Consider the following 22,446-nt stretch of genomic DNA (forward strand, 5'->3'; position numbering starts at 1 on the left):
AGGGAGAGACCTCACTTTGCGCCCCTCTTCAGGGGGAGCTGGCGCCGAAGGCGACTGAGGGGGTACAGGAAGAGCCCTACTTCCGCTTCCCGGTGAACGGCTCGAGCAGCGTGTTCGGATTCGAGACGCCGAACATGCTGCGCCCGCCGGTCTTCTCCGGGTGACGCGCGACGATCGCCATCGAGATCGCGCCCGGAATCATGATGATCGCGAAGATCGCCGCAAGCCCCCAATGCACGAAGAAGCCCAATGCGAGGAACACGACGACCAGACCGATTACGGTCGCGATGATGGTGACGGTGCGCGTCTTCGCGCTCACCGGCTTGAGTCCATTCTCGTCCGTGTTCTCGTCGGCCCGCGGGTGAGATCGTGGCTGCTGCTTGGATCCTTGTGCTTCGCTCATACGCCCCAGCATAGTGCCGCCCCACAGTGCGGTCGGCGCGGTTCGACGTATCCGGCGCGATTCGGCGCATCCGGGCGGAACGGCACTATGCCGGAGCGGGCCGATAATCGGCTGGTGCCATACTGGTATCCATGAGTGAGAAGAACACCCCCACATTCGAACGCACGCCACGCGACATCCTGATCGGCGCCGGTCTCGTCCTGTTCGGCGGCCTGCTGTGGGGCTGCAACGCCACCGTGTCGAAGGTGCTGATGGGGCCGTACCACGTCGATCCGCTGTGGCTCGCCTGCATGCGCGAACTGTTCGCCGGCATCCTGTTCCTCGCCGCTGCCGGCATCCGCACGCCGAAACTCGTCGCCGGCGCGGTACGCGACCGCAAATCGTACCTGTCGTTCTTCGTGTGCTCGCTCGTATGCGTGCTCGCTGTGCAGGTCGCCTACCTCTCCTCGATCAACTGGACGAACGCCGGAACCGCCACGGTATTGCAGTCGCTGAACCTGCTGTTCGTGCTGCTGTTCGTCTGCATCCGCGGACGGCGGTTGCCGGGGCTGCGCGAAAGCGTGGGCGTCGCGCTCGCGTTCGCCGGCACCGTGCTCATCGCCACCGGCGGCGACCTCGCCACGTTGAAACTGCCGGCCATGGGACTCATGTGGGGGCTCATCAATGCGGCGGCGACCGGTGCGATGTCGATTCTGCCGATGCGGCTCGTGCAGCGGTGGGGCAACATGGTGGTCAATGGCGTGATGTTCGTCATCTCGGGGCTGGTGCTGCTGCCGATCGTGCGGCCGTGGGCCGGGTCGCCCGCGTTCGACGGGCTCGGCTGGGCGCTGATGGCGTTCACCGTGGTACTGGGCACGTTCGGGGCGTTCGGCCTGTTCCTCGCGGGCGTGGTGCGGGTCGGCGCGATGCGCGCCACGATGCTCGGCACGGTCGAACCGATCGCCGCCACCGTCTCGTCGGTATTGTTCCTCGGGGCCGTGTTCACGCCCACCGATCTGGTGGGCTTCGTGCTCATCCTCGCCATGGTGTTCCTGGTGCGGTGACAGGCGCGCGTTCGGGGCATTTCCCTCTTCCTTCCTCGCAGCCTCTCCCGATTCCTGCCCTTTCCTCCTTCCCGTTCCTTTCCTTGTGAAGGGGACACCGGACCTATCGAACGATTGGAATGATTAATGATGAGTGATGAGATCATCCGCGTGCATGCCGTGGTGACGGGCATGGTGCAGGGCGTGGGATTCCGCTACTTCGTGGTGATGAAGACCCGTTCGATCGGCGGGCTCTCCGGATGGGTGCGCAACCGGTATGACGGGTCCGTGGAGGTCGAGGCGCAGGGGCCGAGGGGCTCTGTCGCGCAGCTGATCAGCGCGCTGAAGGTCGGCCCCCGCTGGTCGCAGGTCGAGCATGTGCAGGTGCGCGAGATTCCGACGGAGGGTGACGACGGCGCCGGGATGGGTGACGGAGCCGGTTCCAAGAGAGGTTTCCGTGCCGGAGGCGGTTCGCGACGCGCGGCGGAACAGGCCGATTCCTTCCGCGTCTATCCCGATGCCTGAATGGTGTTGATTATGCGGGGGTGCTTCGCTTCGTTGCCCTTTGGGCCGCGGGATATCCCTTATGCCGGCGGACGCATAGACCATCGGGCATCACGGCACGGGTATTCACCCTCGACGACCTATATCCGGCGGGCACATGGACCATCCGCCTGGCGAATGTGTATGGTTTGCAGAGCGTTGTGTAGGGTTTTCGACCGGTTGTGTATGGTTTCGGGACGAACGTGCATGGTTTCGGAACGAATGTGCAGTCCATCCGAGTGAATCTGTGGGGGTAGGGGCGTGAAGAGCCGCCTGTTTGCCCTGTCGGCCGGTAGGGCATTTGTTGGAATTCCGGGCTTTTGCGCAGGTGTCTGTGTCTGTGCCATGGCGTTCTTCAGCACCACACCGTACACGTTCGGCCCAGAGGACTACACATTGTTTCGGAAACCATGCAGGTTGCCCCGGAAATCATGCAGGTTGCGTTCCGAACCATGCACATCGCCCCGCGGACCATACACGTTTGCGGATTCGTGGTCATATTCGCGGATTCACGGGTATGTCGCTCGTCGATTCCCGCGCATGTTCACTGTGGGTAAAACCTTGGAATGATTCGCCGCCCCGGGAATTGAGGGAAGTGAAAGGCGAAGGTGAGAGCCCCGGGAGGGGTTCCGGAACCGGCCACGATATCCGCTTCCGTTCGCCGCCTATGGCAGGGCGGTGGGTGGGACGGTAGCCAAGCCGTGTTCTCTCCTTGTTGAAGGAGTACCGATTATGGCGATGTTTCCGGCTTTGATGAATGACACGATGTTCTCCGATCTGTTCGACGACCCGTTCTTCGAAGGTTGGCGCAACATGGACAACCAGATGGGTTCCATGATGCCGGCGAACACGATGGCGAACATGATGACCACGGATGTGCGTGAGACCGACAAGGGCTACGACGTGGACATCGATATGCCGGGCTTCAAGAAGGACGACATCAAGCTTGAACTGAACAACGGCTACCTGACCGTGTCCGCCTCGCGTTCCAGCGAGCATGAGGACAAGGCTCCGGAGTCCGCGAACGGCTCCGACGCCCAGGGCAAGGGCGAGCAGTGCGCCTGCGGTTCGGACGAGTCCGGTCGTTGGCTGCGTCGCGAACGCTACATGGGTTCTTGCTCTCGTAGCTTCTATGTGGGCGACGAGGTGAAGGAATCCGACATCCACGCCAGCTACAACAACGGCACGCTGTGCATCCAGGTTCCGAAGATGCAGGCCCAGCCCCAAGTCGAGTCCAAGCACCAGATCGCGATTGAGGGCTGACGCGTTAAGCGGACACCCCGGTGGGGTGTCCGTAGCGTCAGCCTGAGCGAGGCGGGAGCCGAGCGAGGGCAGGATTGAGTCCGGCCGTAGGCCGGTCCGCAATTGCAGGGCCGGAGGAGACGCCGTTAAGCGGACACCCCGGTGGGGTGTCCGTAGCGTCAGCCTGAGCGAGGCGGGAGCCGAGCGAGGGCAGGTCTGAGTCCGGCCGTAGGCCGGTCCGCAATTGCAGGACTGACGCGTTGCTGAAGACGCGCCAGATGCTGTGCGTTACGTCGTCCGCCCCATACGTCCCCCTTCCTTGGGATTGAGTAGACGGGCGACGCGGAAACAATGCCAGCTAACAGGAGGCCGGCGCATCGGGTTGATTCCCGATGTGCCGGCCTCTTTTGTTTGAGCTTGCGGGGACGGCCCCGGGAAACCTACCCGCGGGGACAACCCCGGGGAATCACTTGTGGGAAATCACCTGCGGGAACCACCCTCAGTCAGACTTCGTCTGACAGCTCCCGCCAGCGGGAGCGGGAATGGATGGTGGATGCGTCTGACTGTGCGGGCTTCTGCCGGCGGGAGCGGGGATGGTATGGCAATGTCCGCCAGTGGGAGGGGGAATGGTATGCCGGCTTCCGCCGGCGGGAGCGGAGAGGGGGGAGTCTGCGGGGTGCCGGCGGCAACACTCTACCTGAAGGAATTATGGGAATCGTCGGGGAGAATCGTGGGTTTTCTCGGCTCTTCCTGAATCGCGCGTTAGGCTTACGTGCGCATTGTGAAGTACGTCATGGGGATGATCGAGATGGGTTCTGCTTCGGTCTCAACTGCGGTTGCGTCGTCGGCATGGCTGATGCAGGTGTCACTGGTCCGGGGCGTATTGCCACGAACCGTGTTCGCGGTCACCGCATGCGCCGCGATTGCGCTCGTCATATCACTCGTCATCGCGCTCGTCCGCCCAGCTCCCGGCAAGCCCGTAGATTCCGTCAGCGGTGCTGATTGCGCCGGTTCCGTCGGCTCCGCCGAATCATCCAGCCCCACCCGCCGCGCGGCCACTCCGACCGAGACCGTTCCGACCACGGTCATCCCGACTCTGTCCGAGATGGTTCCGACCACGGTCGCCCCGACTCCGACCTCGACCCCGGCCGCCCCACCCGCCCTCCTCCTCCCCATTCTCGCCATCCCCGCCACCACAGCGATCGCCGGCCTCGCCGGCCTGCTGCTCGCCTGGTTCCTTTCCGACGGCATCATGGTGTTCGGCGTTTCGCTCGGCTGGCCGGTCATCATCACCGCGGCCTGTGGATTCGCCGGTCTCGGCGCGATCGCGGCCACAATCGTCGTCGCGAACCGTCGCCGTGCGCCCCGCGCCGCCGCCCGCCGCATCACCCGCGCGATCGCCGTCATCCTCATCCCGCTCACGCTCGTCGCCACCGGACTCAGAATCGACGCGATCTTCGGCGAATACCAGACCATCGGCAGTCTCGTCGGATACACGCCGTACCCGTCGCTCGACTCGGTGACCGTCCACCGCGCGGCGATGACGGTCGCGCAGTGGCGCGCCGCCGCCGCGCGCCACGCCGCGCCGGACCATCCCGCGCACGGCCGCATACTGTCCGTGACCATCCCGAACACGAAATCCCATTTCAACGCGCGCAAGGCGATGGTGTACCTGCCGCCGGCCGCGCTCGCGAAGCGGCCGCCGCGACTGCCGGTCATGGAACTGCTCGCCGGGCAGCCGGGCAGCCCGGGGCGGCTGGTCGCCGCCGCCGGACTCGCGCGCATGATGGACGCGTACGCCGACGCGCATGACGGTCTCGCGCCGGTCGTCGTCGTGCCGGACCAGAACGGTGCCGACACGCACAACAGCCTGTGCGCCGACACCAGCCAAGGCAACGCCGAAACGTATCTCACGCGCGACGTCGTCGCGTGGACGAAACGCACGCTGCCCGTTGCGGCCACTCCGCGCATGTGGGCGATTGGCGGATTCTCGCAGGGTGGCACGTGCACGACGCAGCTCGCGCCGCGCCACCCCGACCTGTACAGCGCGATGCTGCCCGTCGACGGCGAACTCAAGCCGACCAACGGGTCCGTCGCCGACATGACGACGAACTACTTCCGCGGCCGCCGCGCCGACTACGACGCGCAGGTGCCGGTCAACGCGCTCGCCGCGCTCGACCCCGACGAGGCGCGCGGGCTCGCGCTGTTCGCCGGCGCGGGGGAGCGCGACAAGGATTCCATCCGCAACATGCGCACAATCGCCGCGGCCGCGCGCAAGGCCGGTGTGAGCGATATAACCGAGATCGTCGTACCCGGGCGCGGCCACGACTGGCATGCGGTACAGGCCGTGTGGCGCCCCGGTGTCGATTGGTTCGGCGCGCGCACCGGACTCGGTGAGATGACGAAGAGCATCAAGGAGTACCCGCAAGTGGAGGTACAGCAATGAGCGGAGGTGCAGGAATGAGCGGAGAGACCCAGCAGACCAGCCAGACAAGTCAGACCACCCAGACAGGCCCGGCTACCCAGACAAGTCAGGCCCCCCAGACAGGCCAGGCCAGCCGGACCGGTCAGACTAGCCAGGCCGCCCAGGGCACGCAGATTAGCCGAGCCGGCCAAACTAGTCAGGCCAGCCGGACCGGCCGACCGCAATCCCGTCAGACCGGTAATCCCCGTCAGACCGGTAATCCCCGCCTGGCCGGCAAGTCCCGTCAGACTGGCAAGTCCCGTCGGAACAGCCAGGCGTGGCAGGCGCTCGCCGGCGACGCGCGGCGATGGGTTGCCGCGCACCGGTTCGCCGTCGGCGCGACGCTCGCGTTCGTGGCGGTGAACCTCGTCGCGTGGATCGTGGCGGCCATCACCGGATTCGACTTCCCGCTGCGACTGCACACCAGCATGGCCGAGTTCAGCCTCGACAAGCTCGTATGCTCGCTGTTCCTCGCGCGCGGCATCATCCAGTTGGTCTTCGACGCGTTGCTGTGGCTCGTCATGCTGTCCCTCGCCGAACGATGGCTGGGCCGCGCGCGCACCGTGCGCATCGCCGTCGCATGCGCGTTCGGCGGCGTGATCGTCGGACTGGCGCTGTGCGCCGCGACCGGGTCGCTGTTGCACGACACCCGCATCGTCGAACGCATCTCGTTCGTGCTGAGCCCGCTCACGCTGCCGGTCGGCGCGCTGATGGCCGCCAGCGCGTACTGCACGCACCTGTGGCGGCAGCGCATCCGCCTCGTCGGCTACGTGGCGATTCTGGTCACGCTGCTGTACAGCGGCAATCCCGGCGGCTACTGCATCCTCGCCGCCGCGATCATCGGACACGTCGCCGGCGTGGTGCTGCGGCAGCGCGAACGGCGGCTGCGCGCGTTCGACGAGGATTCTGACGAATCCGCCGAAATCCGCTGGCACTGGCTGCGCGGCACCTCGTACGAGATTCGCCGCCTCTACGCCGCGATCGCCGTCGTGCTCGCGCTCGGCCCGGTGCTCGCCATCACCGCGCACACGCACGCCGGACCGTTGAGCACGCTGGGACTCATCATGAGCCCCGCCGCGGCCGACGACGGCACGCTCGCCCGCTGCATCGCCGGCTCCACACGCACCGACTGCTTCCTCCAGTTCGACCTGCTGCGCACGTCGATGCCCGGCGCGGTGCTGCGCTCGCTGCTGCCCACCGCCGTCACGCTCGTGCTCGCGTGGGGCCTGTACCGCGGCCGCCGGTTCGCCGCGGTCGCCTCCATCGCCGTCAATCTCGTCACGGCGGGCGTCGCGATCGCCTACTATCTCGTCGTGCCGCTGCGGTTCGCGCCGGACGGCGTCTACTCGCTCGTCGACCATGGCGCGTTCGCCGCGTGCGTCGCGAACGCGCTGCCGCCGTTCGCATTCGCCGTGGCGCTGATCGTCGGCCTGCGCCGGTTCCCGGTGCGCGTCGGATGGCGGCGTCTCGCCGGCGGCGCGGCGGCGTGCGTGCTCGCGCTGCTCGCATGCACGGCCGTGTACCTGCTGTACGGCCTTGCGCTTCCGGGCGAGTTCGCGCCGCGCGCCACGGCCGCGACGCTGCTCGCCGAGCTGCCGGGACGGTTCCTGCCGATCGGGTTTCTCAGTCACGTGCGACTCGCGTTCGTGCCGGTCACGCCGCTCGCGTCGATCGTGTACCAGGGCGTGGGACTCGTGTTCTGGATCGTCGTGCTGGTGGTCGTCGTGCGGTGGATGGGCGACGTGACGGCGGTCGACGAGCGTGCGCGCGCCCGTGCGGAACGGCTCGTCGAGGCCGGCGGCGAGTCGATGAGCTTCATGACCACGTGGGAGGGCAACGAGTATTGGATGTCCGATTCCGGGCGGTCCGCGGTCGCGTACCGTGTGTGGGGCGGCGTGGCGCTCACCTGCACCGGGCCGTTCGGTGATCCGTCCGAGTGGGATGACGATCTGATCGCGTTCTCGAAGTATTGCGCGTCGCGGTCGCTGACGCCCGCGTTCTACGCGGTGCACCGCGAACAGCGCGACCGACTGCTCGCGATGGGATGGCAGTCGATCGAAGTGGGCGGCGAGATGGTCGTCGACCCGCGGCAGTGGAAGACGACCGGCAAGAAATGGCAGGACATCCGCACCGCGATCAACAAGGCGAAGCGTCAGGGCGTCGTGGACGTGTGCTCCACGTTCCTTGATGCGCCGCTCGACGTGCGCGAGCAGATCGAGGACATCTCCGAGGAGTGGGCGCAAGGCAAGGCGCTGCCGGAGATGAAGTTCACGCTGGGCGGCGTCGAGGAGCTGCGCGACCCGCGCGTGCGGCTGCTGTACGCGGTGGATGCGGGCGGTCGCGTGCTCGGCGTGACCAGCTGGCTGCCCACGTGGCGCGACGGGCGGATCGTCGGATGGACGCTCGACTTCATGCGGCATCGGACGGACAGCCCGAACGGCGTGATGGAGTTCCTGATCGCGCGCATGGCGGAACGGTTGCGGGATGAGGGGGCTTCGGCTGGGGTTTCGGCTTCGGCTGGGGCTGGTGTTTCGGCTGGGGCGGGCTCGGCCGTCGAGTTCATGAGCCTGTCCGCCGCGCCGCTGGCCGGCATGAATCCGGAGCGAGACAACACGCTGCCGGGCGGTGGCGGCGAGGGCGTCGCGGTGCTGCAACATGCGCTCCAGCTCGTGGCCGACTGGATGGAACCCGCGTACGGCTTCCACTCGCTGTTCAACTTCAAACGCAAGTTCCAACCGAGCGAGGAACCCGTGTACGTGTGCTACCCGGATCCGGCGAAGCTCGCGCAGATCGGCCTGGCCGTCACGCACGCCTACGTGCCGTCCGTCACGCCCGGCGAGATAGCCGGCATGCTCAGGACCCTGCGCAAGTAGTCTTGGGCGTATGACTGATACGAACGAGAACAAGAACAACGCGACGAACGTCGCCTATTTCGCGGGCGGCTGCTTCTGGGGGCTGGAACGCTACTTCCAGAACGTGGACGGCGTGACCGACACGACCGTCGGTTACGCGCAGTCCACCGTCGAGAACCCGACCTACGAGCAGGTGTGTGCGGGCCAGACCGACGCCGCCGAAACCGTGAAGGTGACGTTCGACCCGTCGCGCGTGAGCCTGCGCACGCTTTCGCTGCTGTTCCTCGAGGTCATCGACCCGTTCTCCGTGGACCGTCAGGGCGAGGATTCCGGTCGACAGTACCGCACTGGCATGTTCTTCACGTCCGATGCGCAGCGGTCGACCTATATCGCCGCGATCGAGCAGCTGATCGACCGCCAGCCGCAGCGTCCGGCCGTGCTCATCGAGCCGCTACGCAACTTCTACCCGGCGGAGGCGCATCATCAAGATTATCTGGTGAACAATCCCGGCGGCTACTGCCATATCCCGCTCGCCGCGATCGCGAACGTGAAGCGCCGCCAGAAGTACGTGGAGAAGATCTGGGATCTGACGCTCGAACAGTTCGCGGTGACGCAGAACGCCGCCACCGAACGCCCGTTCGTCAACGAATACGACCACACGTTCGAGCCGGGCATCTACGTGGACATCGTGAGCGGCGAGCCGCTGTTCTCGTCGCGTGACAAGTTCGATTCCGGCTGCGGCTGGCCCGCGTTCTCGAAGCCGATTGCGGCGTCGTCGCTGACCGAGCATGCCGACGACCGTGTGCCCGGCCGCCCGCGCATCGAGATCCGCACCGCGGACACGCAGATTCATCTCGGCCACGTGTTCGAGGACGGTCCCGCCGACCGCGGCGGCCTGCGCTACTGCATGAACAGCGCCGCATTGCGTTTCGTGCCGCTCTCCCGTATGGAGGAGGAGGGCTACGCCAAGTGGATCCCGGTGGTCGACGGCGATGCCGACGGTGATGGTGCCGGTGCGGCTGGTGTGGCCGGCGTGACCAGCGAGTGACGCCGCGGCTCGGTCAGCATCCGTTCCACCAAATCGATCATCACGTCCTTTTCGTCAGGGTCGCTTACCGCTACGAGTAACGTGATGGCCGCGAGATCGTTGTTGGTGATTTCCGGCGTATGGCCGCCGGCGAAGGCGTCGGCGTTTCCTTCAAGGAATCGCACGAACAGTGCGGCGGCCATGCGTTTATTGCCGTCGGCGAATGGATGGTCCTTGACCATGAAATACAGCAGATGCGCGGCTTTCTCCTCGACTGTCGGGTACAGGTCCTGACCGTCGAAGCTCTGATAGATGGCGCCGATGATGCGTTCCACGGATTCGCCCCGTTCCTGCCCGAGCAACGAATCGGCGGGGTATGCCTGTCTCAGACGCATCGACAGAGCATGGACGTCATCAGTCCCGAGCTTCCAGACCGGATGTGTTTGCGGTTCAGGAGACAGTTCGCGCGCATCGTAGTCGCGCAGCATGTCCAATCCCGGCAGGTAGCTTGATACCACATCCGCGATGCCGACTGCCAGCTGGTTGTCGCTGCGGGCAAGCACGTTGACGATTCTTCCCAGCTGTTCCAGACGTCGCTTGTTGGCCGCATAGCCCTCGATGAGATATCGCCTCAGCACGGTGGTGGCCCAGCGGCGGAATTGCACGCCGCGTTGCGATTTCACGCGATAACCCACGGAGATGATGACGTCGAGATCGTAGTAGGTGACAGGCTTGTCGGATTGGGCAATTTGCACTTTTTGCAAATTGCTTTCTCCGTTGATTTCTCCTTCCGCAATGGCGTTGGTGATATGCCGGGAAATCGACGCTACGGAACGGCCGAACAGCTCCGCCATCTGGGCCTGAGTCAGCCATACCGTGTCGCCATTCACATTGACTTCCAGTTGTATGGTGCCATCCTCGGAACGGTACAGTTCAATGTTCTTGGCTGATTCGTGGGGCGGCGTTTTCGTGACGATGTCTGATGATGCGGCCACGTCGGGCTCATCATCGACATCGGGCAAGATGATGCCGGTGAAGCTTGCCGTGGCCGGCGTGAGCGGGCTGGCGAGGGCGTCGAGCGCCTGCTCGTACCGTTGCAGGAAATCCTGTGTCGGATTCCCTTCGCGTTCCGCGCGCGACAGCGCCGACTGGGTGGTCCCCATGGCCTTCGCCACCGCGCCCTGCGTGACGTGCAGTCGCCGGCGCTCCTCGCGCAGCTCCTCAATGCTTTTCATGTCTTTAATATAGCATATGCGCTATATGAGACACGGCGGGGACTGCTTCGATGTGGATGCGAATCTGATGCGGGGTGAGTGTCGACATGAGGTGAATGTCGGCATAAGGCGCGCGTGGGGCGCGGTTGCGCCGGTCGACGTGGATGTAGGGCGCGATGGTTTTCGCGGTGATGTTTCACGTGAAACACCATGATGAAATCATCGCCTGTCGCGGCCGTGATGCCTGTCGTCGTCGCGTCACTGCGTGTGCGGCGTGACGCTCCACGCGCCGCCGGCGGCACGGTCGTACAGTAGCAGTGAGTCGTCGCCGATCGGCCGTCCGTTGCGATACAGCGAATGAGTGTCGCAATACCACAGTTCCGCGCGATGGCGCCCCGACTGGCGTCCGGCTGCGGCAGGCGCACCCGTGCCGATGCCACAGCGGCGGTAGAGCGTCGTGGTGACCGGCGTGTGGCCGACGATCTGCCGGTATCCGGCGAGCGGGTCGAGCGCCAACTCCTCCATGCCGGTCCAGACTGGCGACGGAATCGATCCGGGCCAGCCGCCGCGCTCATATCCGACCATTACGCCGAACGGCCGGATGCCGCCGGCGATATGCCCTTGCGCGAACGCGTCGATCGCATCGGCTACCTGTGCCGCGCCGGGGATGGGGGAGCGGGCGCCGGTCTTTTCGGCGGAGTCGCCGCCCGGCAGTGTCTCATCCGGCAGCGGCTTGTTTGACAATGGTTCTCCCGGCAGTGGTTCGCCCGCGTCGGCGAGTTTGCCGATCATCCATTCCCACCATGCCTGCGTGACGCCGGCATGCGAGGCGAGCACCTGATTCCCCCGCGCATCCGCGAACCCGTAGGCGAGTCGCGGGCGCATCATGTGCAGCAGATAATGCACGTCCGGATAGGCGCCATCGTTGTAGCCGGGGCAGGTGTCGCGGAACGCGCGATGGTCGGCCATCGCGGAATCCGCCCAGTAGGTGAGGTCGTGATGGCCGAGCAGGACGACGACCTCGCGCTGCTCACGTTGCCGATTCACCCACTCCGCAAGCCGCTCGAACGCGGCGATCTCGCCGGCGGCGCTGATGCCCCACTCGTTGAGCAGGTCGCCAAGCAGGACGATCGTGCCGGCGTCAGTGCGATCCGCCGCCTCCTCGATGATCGGGCAGATCTTCGTGCCCTTGCAGTGGATGTCGCCGGAGAAGAGGATGTGGTCGGCGCGCGAACCATCCTGTCCAAGTCCGCGCCGCCATCGTTTCGCACGCTGCGGCGGTTCGGGCAATACGCGCGCCTTGGCGACGGCCGCAGACCCGTCTTAGTCGTCGGCATCGTACGTGCCGAAGATGAGATCGTCAATCCGCATGATTCCGTTCCTTTCCTTGTGGCTGATCGTACTGCGGTCTCGCTGTCTTCGTTTGTTTCGTTTGTTCTGCCGGCGTCGCTAGTTCCGGCGTTCGTTCCGGTGTCCGTTTCGGTGATTGTTCTGATTGCCCCGTTTCGTTCAGACACGTCGCAATCAGCCCGTGGATGCGCAAAGCGTCGAATCCGAGTTCACGAAGTCGCCTGGCCATGTACCGGGTCTGCTGATCGTCGAGCACGTTGTCGGGGATCGGTTTGAACTCGTCCCATTCGCGCCTCCAGTATCGCGACGTGCGTACGCACCTCCTGCAGAGCGGTTTCCGCCAGTCGCGGGGGCGGCGGATGAGCCAGCGAACGTCATGCTGGGTGCCGCAGCTGAAGCATGTCCGCGAGGCAAGCATCTCATAAAGCCGTGCGACGAGATGCAATGATTCGGGCAGTGCGTCCGGCATGAGACGTGACCCCCTGTTCGTTGGTGTGAAGACGAAGCGCGGCAGGCCGTCGACATGCTGGTACTGCACGATGCGGAAGGGGCGGTCCAATGAGTCCAGGACGGTTTGGAAGTCCATATACATGTCGACGCCGAACCGGATGTGCCAGCCGGCCTGCAGGTGGCCGGTCTCAGGCAGCCACGGCCAGTATTGGTGCTCGAACACGGTCGCGTCGTATCGGGTGGTGCCCAAGTGCAGCGCCGCGCGCATGATCGAGGTGGGCGGAACGGGAGATGTGTCGGCGTGTGATCGCAGCCATGGTGCGAGATCATGGTTCGACGTGGGATAGTAGTCGGCGACCATGGTCTGCAGTTGGGCGGCGCACTCGTGCAGGCAGTCGGCCATGAACGCGATGGCCTTGCGGCGGTTGTTCGGGTTGAGTCGGGTGAATCGGCGTTCGTAGCCGTAGCGAATCCGGTCGATTCGGTCGGCGTCGTCGACATCTCCGCTGTCGCGACGGTTCGCGGCCATGATGAGCAGCACGTCCATCGCGCCGTGGTAGGCATCCGTGGCACGGTGGAACAGCTGCTCCTTGTTGAACTGGCAGGTGTCCACGGGAGCCCAGAGCGGGATTTCGTCGAGCAGCGACCGCTCCTCGGCGGTGAACCGCGGCCACGGATCCGGGTCGGATGATCGCGCCAACGCGGCGTCGCGCGTGGCGCTCAGCATCGACCGGCGGGTGATTGCATCGGCGTTCGTGTGGAGCGGCTTGGGGATCGGTTCGATTGAATCGCGCAGACGGGTGAGATAGTAACGGATGTCCTGTTTTGTCCGTCGCAGCAGCTGGTCGGCATACGGCGATGATTCAGGATTGCGGAACGGCATCTCGTCACAGGTGATGAAGAACTCCAATCGACGTTCCGACCATGCGAACCGGTACGTGTACGTGTCGGCGATGCCGTCGAACGATGATCGTTCCTGCATGATTCACTTCTTTCCGCGTGAGGTCGTTCCGTGCGGGCGTCGTGTCCGTATCGTTCCGCACTCACTTCTTATAACCGGACAAACCACTGTTCGTACGATTCGGCGACGTATCGACACGCCGGTCGTCCGCCATCCGCTGTCGTCCCGCCATTTGTCCGGTTATAGGAAGTGAGAGCGACGGTCGCGACGAGCGGAAAGGAACGTGTGCATCATGTCGAGTGTGTCGCGCGGGAACGACGACGAAGGCAGGGCCGTGCTTGCCTTGCGGTATGCACAGGGCTTTCGGCCCATGCGTATGATGAACCATGATGCCGGTCTCATCAATGCCAGACTCGGTACTGATTTCCATGTGTACCGTTTCCGTCGTCCGCGCCGTATGCCGGACGGCGAATGGGATTGCCGGTTCCAACTGCCTGTGCTCGTATACCGGTACGGCGAGGTGGCGTATACGATGCACAGTCCGCACCGTATGTTCGACGTTCGGTATCTGCGTGCGAACGTGCAGCGGGGCAGGCGGTCTTCGACGACGCGACTGCATATCACGTACGCCGATCCGCTGGCGCTGCATGTTGCCGACATCCGCATCACCGGCATCGATATGGTGCCTACATTCGCGGACGTGCGGAATGCAAACCTGCTGATCGAGGACGATGATGACACGGCTGACGGTGGCACATGCATGCCGTGGGTGTGCGCGGTCTCGGAACGACGATGCGGTCTTGTGTTCCCGCTCACGTATGATACGCAGCTGACGTGCCGGTCACGCAGGACGGACGGCATGCACAGGGACGTGGAGATCGGCGTCGAACGTTCGGAACCGTACCGGTACGGCAACCCGGCGGCTGTCAGCGTGTACTCCCGGTATCCGGAGGGACCGGACGTGGTCGGCGACGAGGAGGTGCTCGCACGGCTGGAGGAGGATTCCGCGCTGTTGCATCGTCTCGTGATGATGCGCGAATCCGAGGGGTACGGGATTGTCACGCAGGCGTTGGTGCGGTTGCGTGCGGAGAATCGGGAGAACGTGTGATGTTGATGACTGGCGCGGTGATGACGCGGGGAACGGTGACGCGAGACATCACTCGGGGACTGGCGGTGGATTCGCCGGAACAGGTGACGACCGGAGGCCCCGTTGACGTCGATTTCCCACCGGATCCGGATGGTCGGGGAAAAGGTAAACCGTTCTGCGTCTACGTCGACGATGGCCCCGAGCCGATACCCTGCATTAAGGATCCGGAGTATTTCATCCGCGGATACTGTTGGGATCCCGCCTGCCTGCACGTGCATACGTGGTATTACTGCCTGCGCCACTATGCCGTGACCATCGGCAAGCTTGCGCACCAGTGGTGCGTCCTTGGGGCCTCATTCGAGGTGGCGATGCAAATTCGCGCCGGCAACGTGCCCGTACGCTACCAAATCCTGGAATGGGGCCGCATGGGCGAAGAAGGCGAGCATCCGCTCCCCGCCCCGCCCGATATCAGACAGCTTGGGTGATTCTATCGAGCTTGGGGTTCTCCTTCAATATTTGCTCGGCGGTGCGGGTCAACGCCGCGAGTGTCTGTTCCCCCGGGCCCCTGTTGGAGGCGATTTCCCTGCCAATGGAATAATCGTGGCGTGGTGGTTCATATGTCTCATCCAAATAACGAGGTGCACAACTCATATCATTCCCCTTCGTCGCGGGATCCCACGCAGCATGGCAAACAGCTTAGCACTGCAATGTCGTCCGGTGGCGTACGGAATCACTCGTTGGTCCGGGCCAGACACTTGTTCGTACGGACATCCTCCGTGATTTGATGCAAGCTATATGATTGGGCTTTGATGTCCTGCTCGCTTGCGGTTCCACTGGTCAGCATATCCTGTGATGCGGCGAGTACGTCTGCCAGACGACCGCGGTCATACGGATTGCAGAGGCCGCCATTCGCCGTATTTTTCAGCACGGCTTTCGCTTGGGCGATGCGGGATTCGAGGGAGTCGTCGGTGGGCAGCGTGGATGGATCGGTGGAAGTGCTGAGTTCGTCTTCCGCCTTGCTAATGAGCTTCTTGACTTCGATGAGTTTATCCTTGTACGACTTCTCCAGTTTCTGCGCCGACTTCACCGTCTGTTGCATCGATTCGACTGAGCCGTCACAAGACAGATCCGGTTTCGTCAGATTCTCAGAGGCGATCTCCCATTGCACTTCCAGATTCGGGTCTTTGGCGAGCAGCATATCTGTATTGATGTCGGCGTTGTCGACTTCCTCCTTGAGCGCGTTGAACGCCTTGATCGTGTCATCGACCACTGCCTGGCAGGCCTCCGACGCATCCGACGTGCCTGCTGAATTGTCGGAATCCGTGGAAGCGTCATCTCCAGTGGTGTTGCTCCGCTCGGACGCGGCGGACGACTGCTCGCCGCTATCGTCGGTGGCTCCGGATGCATACGTGTACGGCTGCGTGCATGCGGACAAGCTTGCGATGACCAGCACCGATGCCGCCAACGCCACCAACCTGCTCATGCTCATGATTCGACGATTCCGATGCTGCTGTTGGTTCCCGTTCATGGCGAGACCTCCATTCGTTTCCTCCGAATTCCTTGTCACTCATCTCAACCGGACAAACGCAATGAATGACATGCGAATCGTTGAAAACACAGGGCTTTATCGGCGTGTCACGCGCTGATACAGGTATTAATGCCGCTGTGCTAGTGCTTTAACCGGATTTATCATCAGCATGCCGAGCAGCATCAGCGCGAGAATCACCACTTGCGTCATTGTGAGCAACGGCAGCGGCACGGGGGCGGCGTCCCCTCTGAGCCAGTCTTCGGTGAATCGTGCCGCCGCGCAGCAGCACGTCAGTATCGTCAGCAGACGTTCTGGCGTTATGCGTGCGGAGAGTATGTGCATGACGCCGAACAACACGAACATGATGATGGAATCGATGATTTGCGTCGGAACCAGCGGGATGCCGTTGGGGGCGACGGGGGATTCGTGGAATACGATGCCGTATGCGAACGGCTTCCCGTAGCAGCATCCCTCGAACAGGCACCCGATGCGGATAATCGATATCGCCAACGGCAGCGCAGGCGCCAGACGAGGCAGGAACGAGAAGATATTCCAGCCGAAGAACCGGCACGTCACTATCGCTCCGATACCGGCACCGGTTATGCCTCCTACGACGGAGGAGCCTCCGAAAATCTCCGATGGAGAGTGAGCCTTACCGCTGGCGAATGTGATGAGTGCATACACAAGTTTCGCTCCCACGATTGCGCCGATCGCGGTCAATGCGTACAGGTAGATCGCGTCTTCGACGGATTGTCGTTCATGCCATGTGCGGAGCGTGATGTACCCGCCGGCGGCAAACGCGGCCGTGACGAACAAAACGCCGTATGTGGATAGGACGGTCGTGCCGAATATCAGATAAGGATACATCAGGTATTACGTGAAGAGCTATCGGAGGATGCAACGCAGCCGAAGCATGTGATGAGGATGACCGCGCTGACGGACAGTGCGACTACGGAGATGGCGAATCCGGCCGTTCTCACTGTGCCCTTGTATCCAAGCTTTTTCGATATGGTGGCGGCCACAATCCCCATGATTCCCAAGAAGGCTGCAGGAATCAAAAAGTCGAGATTGGAAATTCCCAGACAACAGAAAATTGCGCCGAGAATGCCGATACTGAGACTGACAATAGCAAGAGCTAATCCAGCGGCCGAGTCCGGCTTTTTCTGCGGTGCCTGATTCGGTACCACATACGGATAGCTGTTGTATGGTCCAGTTCCGTTCGGCGGATACGGATCATTCGGATATCCTGGGTTCGAATAAGCCGGCGGCACCGGCCCTGACGGCGGCACCGGCCCCGCAGGGTAAGACGCGTTCATCGGAGTTCCGACATATCCCGGGGCCGTCGGCGCGTTCATGGGGACGGTGGACGGACCATACCCATAGCCATATGACTGCGCGGGATCCGCCTGTTGGGTTTGCGGCGGCAGAGGGATCGTGGGTTGCTGATTGGGGTTGCTCATTCCGTTCTCCTTCCGTTCTGGCTGCTGCTCAGACCCAACTCCAGACTTGCAGGACCGTGGGCAGCTGTGGATTGTTGGCATCGCGCCATAGGCAGTATAGGGCGAAGATGAGCGTCGCCACCGGCGTGATGAGGCGATAGTGCGTCCAGTTGTTGTATTCGAGCTGTACGGTGTCCCAGTTCAGGATGATTGCCGATTCGATGTCGGAGAACCCTACGGAAGCGAATCCCGTCGTGGCGGGGCGGAGTGTCTCTTTCCCGCTCCAGAACGAGTGCCCGCTGACCAAAGCCGTGGGAAGATAATAGAACCCGTGTTCGGTTACGGTGAGTGACCCCTGTGCGAGGAATCGGTAGAGATCCATGCCGGCCGTGCCCCAAGCCCTATATGTGCCTCCGCGATGGAAAGTCACGTCTCCGGATGAATCGACGGTTGCATGGTCACGAGTCGTGTACGTCCAGTGCCTGTGTTGGAGCAATTCGTAGGGAGCGTTGGCCATTCGTCGTTCATCGTCACTGAAATACCTCATAGGCGGACCGAACGATTCGGCACCTGTGTAGTGACCGTTGTCGGAGACATCGTTATAGGCGCGGATGAAGAACTGGTTCCACTCATGCTGCAACTGAGGGTCAATACCGCGATTCGGGTAGCAGAGCCGATCCGGCGTGGCGCTTCGGATGAGCTGACGGCGCTCACACGCTAGGCAACGTCCGTTGCCGGTCAGTTTCGCTCCGCATATCATGCATTGCATATCGTTCTCCTTTCCGCTCATTACAACCGGACAAAGGTTGCTGGAGGGCTATTTTCGTTGGAAACACTCGGCGTGTCGCATATTGGCCATCCTTGGCTAACTGTTTGGGGTTACGTAAAGAAACGTGGGTCTTATCCGGGTGCGTCGTCGGTGTGTTCCTTTCCTTTATCGTCCGCAATCACAGGGCCGCGCACCCGGATTGGCTTGCTCAGGCCATCCAGGGGTCCGCATAGGTCGGGAACGTCGTATCGTCGATGAACGTCATCACGCGATCGGATATCCGATCCTCGAACTCATCCTGTTTGTCGGAGTACCGTTCGTCGTATTCCAGCGCCTTCTCCATGTTGGGGGACGGGTCGAAGCCGTCCTGGATCAGGTCGGGACGAAAGTCCACCATGACCTGGGCGACATCGTAGATGCTCAATGCCCCGTGGACGGTTTGAAACAGGAACATCAGCCATCGGTCGAATTCGCCGTACAACTCGGCCTCTGTTTTGTTCTTGCCGAGATTGCAGCCTCTGCACCTGTCGATGCTGATGCCGTTGCCATCGTCATTCACGTGGTATTGGAACTGCATACGCTGCCGATGCTTGGCTTGCAGTTCCTCCTCGGACGGCATTTTAAGTTTTGTAAACGGGCGATAGACCTTCTCGTACACCGTTCTGCGTCGGGCTCGGACGATTCTGTCGGGGGCGCCCAGGAGCTTGTAGTACGTGCCTGTGGAGGCGTTCTGGTTCGACTGGTCGTCGAGATGATGGGCTTTCCTCTCAACGAAGAAGGCCTTGTTGGTGTCGCTGGTCAGGCGATGCCTGATGGTGGCGGCCAGACGACCGAAGTCCGTATCGTCGTAGACGTCCAGCAGCGCCCAATACATCGCCGTGCTGGCACGCGCCAGGAATGATGCGTCGCTGGTCGCCTCCGCGTACAGATCGACGAACTTGGGTCCCAATCCGATGGGGGTTCCGTCGCGGTCGCATTGGTAGCAGAGGTTCATCACCACGCCGTCAGGCTCGCTGAGCATGGCGTAATTGGGATTGCATTCGAGATGCTTGAGCTGGCGGCGGAAATTGGGCTTGTTCTTCAGCAAGCGCTCGGCGATGGGCAGCAGCATGGCGATGATGTGTTCGTTCGGTCCCTTGCAGTCGATGATCTCCTGACCGATGGAGTAGTCAGGTCGCTGGTGCTGCGGTGGCCGATAGGTCTCCTTCCAGAAGCGCAGCTGCTCGTTGACGATGGGGCATGCCGGATGGCGACGCCTGCGGGATGCCCCACGACGCCTACGCTGTGGATTGGTGCGACGTGACTTGTTCATGGTGATGACCTCCGTCCTTCTATTCCATTCATCATTCACAACCGGATAAAAGCCATGAGAGTGGCCGATTTCGTTGGAAACACTCGGCGTGTCGCATGTTGACCCTCCTTGACCAAACGTTCGTGTCGGCACTGTGCCGATGCTGGGTCGTCTCGCTTGTGTGGTTGCGCCGCGATGCACGGTGCGTTCGGGACGACCTGGGAAACAGTGTACATGAGTTTTGTGTGAGATAGTTTCACAATTGACAAACGGGGGTCGCGCGCGGTAGGCTTTCGTGTCCAACAGGCATTGACGAACATCGGCGGGTTCCGGCACCCGCCGCAAACAAGGAGCATGCGGTCGTGGGTGATAAATATTCCTATATGCTGTCCTCATCGGACATCGCCAGAATGGTCAACATGCGTCCCTCGGCGGTTTCCAATTGGAGAAAACGCGCGAACACCGGCTTCCCCCAGTCCGTTGCGACCAAGGACGGACGGCCGTTGTTCGACTACGGCGCAGTCGTCAAATGGCTCGATTCGAGGGGTGTCAAGTATAAGGACATCCGTCTGGAACAGGGGATGTGGACGTTCCTCGAACACTGGCGCGGCGACGGCGATCCGGTCGAAGCCGTATCGATTGTGCTGTGGGCGATGTGCCTGCGCGTCGTCGTCGACGAATACGGTCTGTCCGCGCGTTGGAAAAAACTGGTCGATGGAACCAACGATCAGAATGACAGTACGCCGATCGGCAGCCGTCTGGCGCCGCTGGTCAAGCGCATCCTCGAAGGCGCCGGCTGCGGGGAAGGCAGCAGGCACGCCGACGAGGTCATCCGCATGGCGTTGACCATGACGGACAGAGTGCGCGGGTTGACGCTCTATCAACTGCACGATCTGCTGATGTACGTCGATAGCCTCTTCAAGGTCGACGGAACGGCCTTCTCGCAGTTGTCTTCGGCGATGCTGGAGCGCAGCATCGCCAGTCTGGGGCGCATGCGCGGCGAGAGCGGAATGCCGGGTTCGCGCGTATCGCATCTGCTCGCCGACCTCGCGCAATCGTATTGGCGCGCCGGACTGCCGAAGGAGTCCATTCCGATCGTCTACGATCCGGCGTGCGGCATCATGGAATCGTATCTGACGCTTCTCCGCAAGGCGCGTGACGGCGACATGTGGACGCCTCCCGTCTATTGCGCCGACAGCAGGAAGGGATCGCTGGAAGTCGCCACCCGCCGGCTCCTGCTGGACGGTCTTTCCGGAACGACCGACGTGACGCTCCCGACCGCATCCGACGGGTCCGTCATCCGTCAGGCGAACGTGTTCGCGGAGGATCCGTTCCCGAAGGTGAAGGCCGACCTCATCATGGAGGAGCCGCCGGTCATCGACTCCAAGTGGAAGCCGGACGAGGGAACCAAGAATGATCCGCGGTGGAAGTACTGTTTCCCCACAGTCACGCAGTCCGGCAAGCCGGTGGTCGTGGACGCCTCGGTGGCGTGGATCCAGGACGCCATCAGCCATCTGAGCAAGCGCGGACGCGCGTTCGTGGTGACGAGCGCGGGAGTCCTGTTCCGCGTGGGCGCCGAGGAGGAGTTCCGTCGCAAACTGCTGAAAGCCGGTTGCGTGGAGGCGGTCGTCGCGCTCCCGGCGAACCTGTACGTCACGTCGGTCGTGCCCGTGTATCTGTGGGTGTTGTCCGCGCCGGACCCGTCGCGCGGGAGCGTAGCGGTGGTCGACGCGAGCGGTGATGCCGGACTGTATCGGGACGAGGGCGGGATTCCCGATTATCTCGTCGGACCGTTGCGCGGATTCTGCGATAAGGGCATCGCCGCGCGGATGGTCCCCGTGAGTGAAGTGACGTCGTCGCATGACAGAGCATCGTTGCTGCCCAAGGATCTGCTGCGCCGCAAGACGCCGGAACCCACATCGCTGATCACGGCCTATCGGGACGGCGAGGAGTCGATTCGCAAGATGCGGGAGGATGCCGCATCGGCTCTGGACGAGTTGGTTCGGCTGGGTGAGGACGACAAGCTGTTCCGCGGGTTGCAAGACGTGCCCGTCGCGCCGTTGAAGGATGTCGCATGGATTCAGCAGGGCACGGTCCCCGGTTCGGAGCGCGAAGGACTGCCGGATGACGTGATCCGCACATCCGATGTGCGCGACTATGACTGGATCGTCTTGGGGGATGCCCCCTCGGCAGATGCCTCGGAGGGTACCGCGGGGAAGCCGGCGGATGGTACCTCGGATGGTGCCTCGGAGGGGGCCGTGGCCGATGAGCTTATGCCGGATGAGCCTATGCCGGACAGGATTGTGGCGCGTCCCCCCATCCCGTCTTGGGATGAGAGACTCCGGGAGCTCGAAGCCCATCCGAGGGCCAGACCGGATATCATGACCAAGCGCGACGACATCCTGCTCACCGTCAACGGTGATGTTCAGGTCGCCATCGACCAGGACGGAGGGCACCGCGTGTCCAGAAGCGTGTATGTCGTGAGAGCGGATCTAGATTACGGCCGTGACGGTGTCGTTCCGGACCCGGAGTATCTCGCGTTGATGCTGCGCGGCCGATGGAACCGTGAGCTGGTCGCCAAGTCTAAGGGGCGACGGGCGAGTCCGAAGGAACTGGAGATACCGATTGTGTCTCCGGAGATGCAACGGCAGATTGTCCGGTATTGGCAATGGGTGGAGACGCTACGCCGTCAGGCCGATCTCTACCGTCGCCAGTTCGGCATCATCGCGGAACGCATGCGGTACGGTGCGGGACCGGATGCCGAGTAGAGGGTGCCCGAACTCGTTGGCCGCCCGTGTTCTGCCGATTTGATGGGCTTCTTCGAGGTGGCATCGGCTGACGGGATTCGGCAGGCGAAACGGTAC

The 22,446-nt window shown here is 63.0% G+C and carries 17 protein-coding genes and 1 pseudogene; 9 read left to right on the plus strand and 9 right to left on the minus strand.

The features are described 5' to 3' along the window. Positions 1-76: 76 nt before the first annotated feature. A complete protein-coding gene (locus tag BSTEL_RS08350; RefSeq protein ID WP_238567676.1) occupies positions 77-403 on the minus strand; it encodes an efflux RND transporter permease subunit in 327 nt (108 codons plus the stop codon). Positions 404-534: 131 nt separating this feature from the next. On the opposite strand from BSTEL_RS08350, the gene BSTEL_RS08355 reads away from it, so the two are divergent. The 6 genes and pseudogenes from BSTEL_RS08355 (at position 535) to msrB (ending at position 9,574) form a co-directional block, all read left to right on the plus strand. Then, positions 535-1,446 carry a DMT family transporter gene (locus BSTEL_RS08355; RefSeq protein WP_034529495.1) on the plus strand — a complete coding sequence of 304 codons (912 nt, stop codon included), beginning with the start codon at positions 535-537 and terminating at the stop codon, positions 1,444-1,446. 126 nt (positions 1,447-1,572) lie between these two features. Then, positions 1,573-1,830: pseudogene (locus BSTEL_RS08360) on the plus strand (acylphosphatase); the annotation flags it as partial. An 870-nt stretch (positions 1,831-2,700) separates the two neighbouring features. Continuing rightward, a complete protein-coding gene (locus tag BSTEL_RS08365) occupies positions 2,701-3,231 on the plus strand; it encodes an Hsp20/alpha crystallin family protein (RefSeq protein WP_034529497.1) in 531 nt (176 codons plus the stop codon). 1,084 nt (positions 3,232-4,315) lie between these two features. Beyond that, positions 4,316-5,656: an alpha/beta hydrolase gene (locus BSTEL_RS08370; RefSeq protein ID WP_420796404.1), complete on the plus strand. Its 1,341-nt coding sequence runs from the start codon at positions 4,316-4,318 to the stop codon at positions 5,654-5,656. A gap of 14 nt (positions 5,657-5,670) precedes the next feature. Beyond that, positions 5,671-8,547 (plus strand): bifunctional lysylphosphatidylglycerol flippase/synthetase MprF, encoded by a 2,877-nt coding sequence (locus BSTEL_RS08375; protein WP_202962081.1) that lies wholly within the window; start codon positions 5,671-5,673, stop codon positions 8,545-8,547. A gap of 10 nt (positions 8,548-8,557) precedes the next feature. Further along, the gene (gene msrB, locus BSTEL_RS08380; RefSeq protein ID WP_051922986.1) at positions 8,558-9,574 is read left to right on the plus strand and encodes a peptide-methionine (R)-S-oxide reductase MsrB; all 1,017 of its coding nucleotides are present in this window, start codon (positions 8,558-8,560) and stop codon (positions 9,572-9,574) included. On the opposite strand, the gene rhuM is transcribed toward msrB, so the two are convergent. The 3 genes from rhuM to BSTEL_RS08395 all read right to left on the minus strand — a co-directional run bounded on the left by rhuM (position 9,487) and on the right by BSTEL_RS08395 (position 13,549). Then, entirely contained in the window at positions 9,487-10,788 is a 1,302-nt protein-coding gene (gene rhuM / locus BSTEL_RS08385) for a RhuM family protein (protein ID WP_202962082.1), read from the minus strand. The genes msrB and rhuM overlap by 88 nt on opposite strands. A gap of 237 nt (positions 10,789-11,025) precedes the next feature. After that, positions 11,026-12,057: a metallophosphoesterase gene (locus tag BSTEL_RS08390; protein WP_034529502.1), complete on the minus strand. Its 1,032-nt coding sequence runs from the start codon at positions 12,055-12,057 to the stop codon at positions 11,026-11,028. 70 nt (positions 12,058-12,127) lie between these two features. Continuing rightward, on the minus strand, positions 12,128-13,549 hold the full coding sequence (locus BSTEL_RS08395) for a hypothetical protein (protein WP_034529505.1): 1,422 nt from the start codon (positions 13,547-13,549) through the stop codon (positions 12,128-12,130). Between the two features lie 295 nt (positions 13,550-13,844). On the opposite strand from BSTEL_RS08395, the gene BSTEL_RS08400 reads away from it, so the two are divergent. Continuing rightward, positions 13,845-14,576: a hypothetical protein gene (locus BSTEL_RS08400; protein ID WP_156963239.1), complete on the plus strand. Its 732-nt coding sequence runs from the start codon at positions 13,845-13,847 to the stop codon at positions 14,574-14,576. Beyond that, on the plus strand, positions 14,576-15,040 hold the full coding sequence (locus tag BSTEL_RS08405) for a hypothetical protein (protein ID WP_034529511.1): 465 nt from the start codon (positions 14,576-14,578) through the stop codon (positions 15,038-15,040). Before BSTEL_RS08400 ends, BSTEL_RS08405 begins: the two co-directional genes overlap by 1 nt. A gap of 245 nt (positions 15,041-15,285) precedes the next feature. On the opposite strand, the gene BSTEL_RS08410 is transcribed toward BSTEL_RS08405, so the two are convergent. The 5 genes from BSTEL_RS08410 to BSTEL_RS08430 form a co-directional block, all read right to left on the minus strand. After that, on the minus strand, positions 15,286-16,044 hold the full coding sequence (locus tag BSTEL_RS08410; RefSeq protein ID WP_156963241.1) for a hypothetical protein: 759 nt from the start codon (positions 16,042-16,044) through the stop codon (positions 15,286-15,288). Positions 16,045-16,209: 165 nt separating this feature from the next. Continuing rightward, positions 16,210-16,950: a prolipoprotein diacylglyceryl transferase gene (locus BSTEL_RS08415; protein ID WP_034529516.1), complete on the minus strand. Its 741-nt coding sequence runs from the start codon at positions 16,948-16,950 to the stop codon at positions 16,210-16,212. Continuing rightward, positions 16,950-17,543: a hypothetical protein gene (locus tag BSTEL_RS12195; protein ID WP_156963242.1), complete on the minus strand. Its 594-nt coding sequence runs from the start codon at positions 17,541-17,543 to the stop codon at positions 16,950-16,952. The genes BSTEL_RS08415 and BSTEL_RS12195 overlap by 1 nt, the downstream gene beginning before the upstream one ends. A 28-nt stretch (positions 17,544-17,571) precedes the next feature. After that, on the minus strand, positions 17,572-18,291 hold the full coding sequence (locus BSTEL_RS08425) for a hypothetical protein (protein ID WP_034529521.1): 720 nt from the start codon (positions 18,289-18,291) through the stop codon (positions 17,572-17,574). 208 nt (positions 18,292-18,499) lie between these two features. After that, positions 18,500-19,603 carry a hypothetical protein gene (locus BSTEL_RS08430; RefSeq protein WP_034529522.1) on the minus strand — a complete coding sequence of 368 codons (1,104 nt, stop codon included), beginning with the start codon at positions 19,601-19,603 and terminating at the stop codon, positions 18,500-18,502. Positions 19,604-19,944: 341 nt separating this feature from the next. Between BSTEL_RS08430 and BSTEL_RS08435 the strand changes: the two genes are divergently transcribed. Further along, positions 19,945-22,350 (plus strand): N-6 DNA methylase, encoded by a 2,406-nt coding sequence (locus BSTEL_RS08435; protein WP_156963243.1) that lies wholly within the window; start codon positions 19,945-19,947, stop codon positions 22,348-22,350. Positions 22,351-22,446: the final 96 nt, after the last annotated feature.

The organism is Bifidobacterium stellenboschense, assembly GCF_000741785.1.
Classification (GTDB): Bacteria; Actinomycetota; Actinomycetes; order Actinomycetales; family Bifidobacteriaceae; genus Bifidobacterium; species Bifidobacterium stellenboschense.

What these genes read in the sequence shown, in the direction of transcription:
- BSTEL_RS08375 (WP_202962081.1), top strand. Translation starts at nt 5,671, where the DNA reads ATGAGCGGAGAGACCCAGCAGACCAGCCAGACAAGTCAGACCACCCAG.
- BSTEL_RS08405 (WP_034529511.1), top strand. Translation starts at nt 14,576, where the DNA reads ATGTTGATGACTGGCGCGGTGATGACGCGGGGAACGGTGACGCGAGAC.
- BSTEL_RS08425 (WP_034529521.1), bottom strand. Translation starts at nt 18,291, where the DNA reads ATGCAATGCATGATATGCGGAGCGAAACTGACCGGCAACGGACGTTGC.
- rhuM (WP_202962082.1), bottom strand. Translation starts at nt 10,788, where the DNA reads ATGAAAAGCATTGAGGAGCTGCGCGAGGAGCGCCGGCGACTGCACGTC.
- BSTEL_RS12195 (WP_156963242.1), bottom strand. Translation starts at nt 17,543, where the DNA reads ATGAGCAACCCCAATCAGCAACCCACGATCCCTCTGCCGCCGCAAACC.
- BSTEL_RS08350 (WP_238567676.1), bottom strand. Translation starts at nt 403, where the DNA reads ATGAGCGAAGCACAAGGATCCAAGCAGCAGCCACGATCTCACCCGCGG.
- BSTEL_RS08415 (WP_034529516.1), bottom strand. Translation starts at nt 16,950, where the DNA reads ATGTATCCTTATCTGATATTCGGCACGACCGTCCTATCCACATACGGC.
- BSTEL_RS08395 (WP_034529505.1), bottom strand. Translation starts at nt 13,549, where the DNA reads ATGCAGGAACGATCATCGTTCGACGGCATCGCCGACACGTACACGTAC.
- BSTEL_RS08365 (WP_034529497.1), top strand. Translation starts at nt 2,701, where the DNA reads ATGGCGATGTTTCCGGCTTTGATGAATGACACGATGTTCTCCGATCTG.
- BSTEL_RS08400 (WP_156963239.1), top strand. Translation starts at nt 13,845, where the DNA reads ATGATGAACCATGATGCCGGTCTCATCAATGCCAGACTCGGTACTGAT.
- BSTEL_RS08355 (WP_034529495.1), top strand. Translation starts at nt 535, where the DNA reads ATGAGTGAGAAGAACACCCCCACATTCGAACGCACGCCACGCGACATC.
- BSTEL_RS08410 (WP_156963241.1), bottom strand. Translation starts at nt 16,044, where the DNA reads ATGAGCATGAGCAGGTTGGTGGCGTTGGCGGCATCGGTGCTGGTCATC.
- BSTEL_RS08430 (WP_034529522.1), bottom strand. Translation starts at nt 19,603, where the DNA reads ATGAACAAGTCACGTCGCACCAATCCACAGCGTAGGCGTCGTGGGGCA.
- msrB (WP_051922986.1), top strand. Translation starts at nt 8,558, where the DNA reads ATGACTGATACGAACGAGAACAAGAACAACGCGACGAACGTCGCCTAT.
- BSTEL_RS08370 (WP_420796404.1), top strand. Translation starts at nt 4,316, where the DNA reads ATGGTTCCGACCACGGTCGCCCCGACTCCGACCTCGACCCCGGCCGCC.